This window comes from Trebonia sp., assembly GCF_030042015.1.
In the GTDB taxonomy this organism is placed as follows: domain Bacteria; phylum Actinomycetota; class Actinomycetes; order Streptosporangiales; family Streptosporangiaceae; genus Trebonia.
Window position 1 is genome coordinate 1 of the sequence record NZ_JASIAL010000291.1, and the last position, 2,817, is coordinate 2,817.

A 2,817-nucleotide genomic window follows, 5' to 3' on the forward strand; every position below is an offset into this window, starting at 1 on the left:
CTGCGGCCGGGCATCCGTCGCTCCCGGCCGAGCACGACGACCCGGCCGGCCGCGAAGCCGCGCCGGCGCAGACGTCCGCAACGGCAGCGGTGGCCACGGCAGCGGACGCGACCCGAGCCGAGCCCGCCCTGCCCACGTGGACGTCGGCTCCGGAGGCCGCCTCCGCCGTGCAGACGACCCAGGTGGCTGACGCGACCCGCGCCGAGCCCGCCCTGGCCGCGGAGCCGACCGCGGATGCGGCGCCGCACGCAGCCCCGGACATGGACGCCACCGCCCCGGCAGCGGCAGCGGACACGGAGGGGAACGCGGGCCCGCCCTCCGCCGCCGGCGGCGCGCCGCACGACTACTGGGACATGGATGAGGAGAACAGGCTCCACGCACCCGGCTACCCGGGGGCGGGGGCCGACGACGACGCGCCGCCCTTCGCCACAGCGCCGTTCGCGACGATCCCGCGGCTGAACCGGGTCCGCTCCAGCCCGACCCCGCCCGACGAGGACGACGAGCAACCCCACTAACCTCACGAGTGCGACTTTGTACACTCCGTGACCATTTTGTCGTCCATTATGTTCGGTTTGTCCATGCAAGAAGTGTGCAAGGTGGATAGAAGGGACACATGTGACGGATGGGACGCGCCGCAGGGCGCGGGCACGTCGCTAGTCGCTAGCCGTCGATTTCGGTCCTTACCCGGCGTATCAGGTCGCGGGAATGGCGTGCTGACAGTGCCGAAGCGCGGATCAGGTTGATCACCGTCATGAGATCAGCAACCTCCTCGCGCCCCTCCACGATTCTCCCGCCGCCGTAGCACTCCGTGTAACAGACGCTGGGCGACTCCGCGAACTCATACACGGCGATCGGCCCGTCCGCGCCGGCGTGGTTGTCCGCCGCGAACGGCAGGGCCTGGACCACGATGCCTGGCGTGTCCGCGGCATCGAGCAGCCTGTCGAGCTGCCGCCCCATGACAGCCGGGCCGCCGACGACGTGCCGCAGGACGCTCTCGTCAAGCACGTACCACACGAGCGGCGCGGTCTGGCCGGTGATGATTTCCTGCCGCTTCATTCGCGCGGCTACCAGGCGGTCGATCTCGTCGCGGCTGTCCATCGGCCGCCCGGCCTCGAGCAGCGCGCGTGCGTAGTCCTCGGTCTGCAGCAGGCCGGGAACCGGGCCGAGTTCCCAGCCGTGGATGCGGACGGCCTCGCGCTCGAACGGGATGACTGGCGCGAAGAATGCGGGGTACGCCTCGCGGGCGACGAGTTCCTGCAACGTGGCGAACGTTGCGGGCGTGCTGAACACCTCATCGCAGCGGGCCGCGAAGTCGGCGGTCGGCGCCTTGTCCATCGTCTCCACCCCGCTGATCAGCGAGGCTGAGTAGCCGAGCTTCCCGCCCACCTCGACCTGGGTCCAGCTCATTTGCAGCCGCCACAGCCGCAATTGCGATGCGAACGCCGCCAGGGACGTGGTCTTCACGTCGGGTACGCCCGTCTCCACCTGCCTACCCCCCAATAACACCACGGTGCGTGTCGTTGCACCTACGCAGCGTGCAGCGCGTTCCGACCCCAACCGTAGCCTGCTACTGGCATGTTTGCTATCAGAACCCCCGGCTCCGACCGTCATACGAAACGAAGGCTCATATCGTGATCATGTACCTCTGGACAGCGCCAGGCCGTGACACAGTCGCGTTCCGCAGGGCCAGCGGGGTCAGTGACGACCAGAGCAGGGCCCGCCAGGCGGCCGAACTGCTGCTCCGCACCGGGCAGGCGGCCACCGCCTACATCGAATGCGCCTACACCGCGATGACCGCGGCGACGCTGAACTCGTGCTACGTCCGGACCGGAGCGGGCTGGTGGGCACAGCTCGGCCAGGCAGGCCACGTCGTGTGGACCCCGTTCACCGTGTCCTGCGGATCCCGGCGCGACGCCGGCCAGGCAGCCGAACCCGCTGACGCCGACGCCCGGAGCGGGCGCTGACACGACCCAGGGCCGACGTCAGCACCGATGCGGGGTCGTGACCGGCGAGGGGGCGGTCACGACCCCGGGTCGGCTCGCTGGGCCATGGTCAGGCCTGCCGGCAGACCACTGCGGTGGCCATCGCCGCGATGCCCTCACCGCGGCCGGTCAGGCCCAGTCCGTCGGTGGTGGTCGCCGAGAGGCTGACGGCCGCGCCGGCCAGCGCCTCGCTCAGCACGGCAATCGCTTCGGCCCGGCGCGGCCCGATCCTGGGCCGGTTGCCGATGACGCAGACGGCCACGTTCCCGATCACGAATCCCGCGGCGGCGACCAGGCGCGCTGTCTCCCGCAGCAGGGCGACCCCCGGCGCGCCTGACCATTCGGGGCGGGACGTACCGAAATGCGCGCCGAGGTCGCCGAGCCCGGCAGCTGACAGCAAGGCGTCACATGCCGCGTGCACGGCGGCGTCACCGTCGGAATGTCCTGCCAGGCCAGTCTCACCGGGCCATTCCAGCCCCGCCAGGTGCAGCACGCGCCCCGCCTCGAACGGATGCACGTCAACCCCAAGCCCAACCCGCGGCATGTTCTCCACCGCAGCAGGTTACCGTGACCGCACATACCAGCCCGCCCACAGGATCCCCGGAGCAGGTGCGCCGTCATGGCGCAGCCGGGGGGTTCCGGGGGGTCGCCCCCCCGGACAAGCATGGAAGACGCGGCCGGCCCCAGCGCGTTTACTCATTACCGGCCTGGCTAGCGGGCATAGGCTGGGGTAGGACAACGAAGGACAGATGTGACCGGGACAGCGCCCGAGTGGCGGAAGGGGCATCCTCAGATGAGCAAGCAGGCCACGCCGCCGCCGCCGGGCGACAAGCCG

3 protein-coding genes and 1 pseudogene are annotated in these 2,817 nt (G+C 70.7%); 2 read left to right on the forward strand and 2 right to left on the reverse strand.

Annotated features, from left to right (window positions below):
* Nucleotides 1–515 (forward strand): annotated as a pseudogene (locus Q1N79_RS15560) (hypothetical protein); the annotation flags it as partial.
* A gap of 145 nt (nt 516–660) precedes the next feature.
* Here Q1N79_RS15560 and Q1N79_RS15565 read toward each other — a convergent pair.
* The gene (locus Q1N79_RS15565) at nt 661–1,485 is read right to left on the reverse strand and encodes a helix-turn-helix transcriptional regulator (RefSeq protein ID WP_300609738.1); all 825 of its coding nucleotides are present in this window, start codon (nt 1,483–1,485) and stop codon (nt 661–663) included.
* 146 nt (nt 1,486–1,631) lie between these two features.
* On the opposite strand from Q1N79_RS15565, the gene Q1N79_RS15570 reads away from it, so the two are divergent.
* Complete coding sequence (locus tag Q1N79_RS15570) at nt 1,632–1,964, forward strand: hypothetical protein (protein ID WP_300609740.1); 333 nt, start codon at nt 1,632–1,634, stop codon at nt 1,962–1,964.
* Nucleotides 1,965–2,052: 88 nt separating this feature from the next.
* On the opposite strand, the gene ispF is transcribed toward Q1N79_RS15570, so the two are convergent.
* Nucleotides 2,053–2,526: a 2-C-methyl-D-erythritol 2,4-cyclodiphosphate synthase gene (ispF, locus tag Q1N79_RS15575; RefSeq protein ID WP_300609742.1), complete on the reverse strand. Its 474-nt coding sequence runs from the start codon at nt 2,524–2,526 to the stop codon at nt 2,053–2,055.
* Nucleotides 2,527–2,817: the final 291 nt, after the last annotated feature.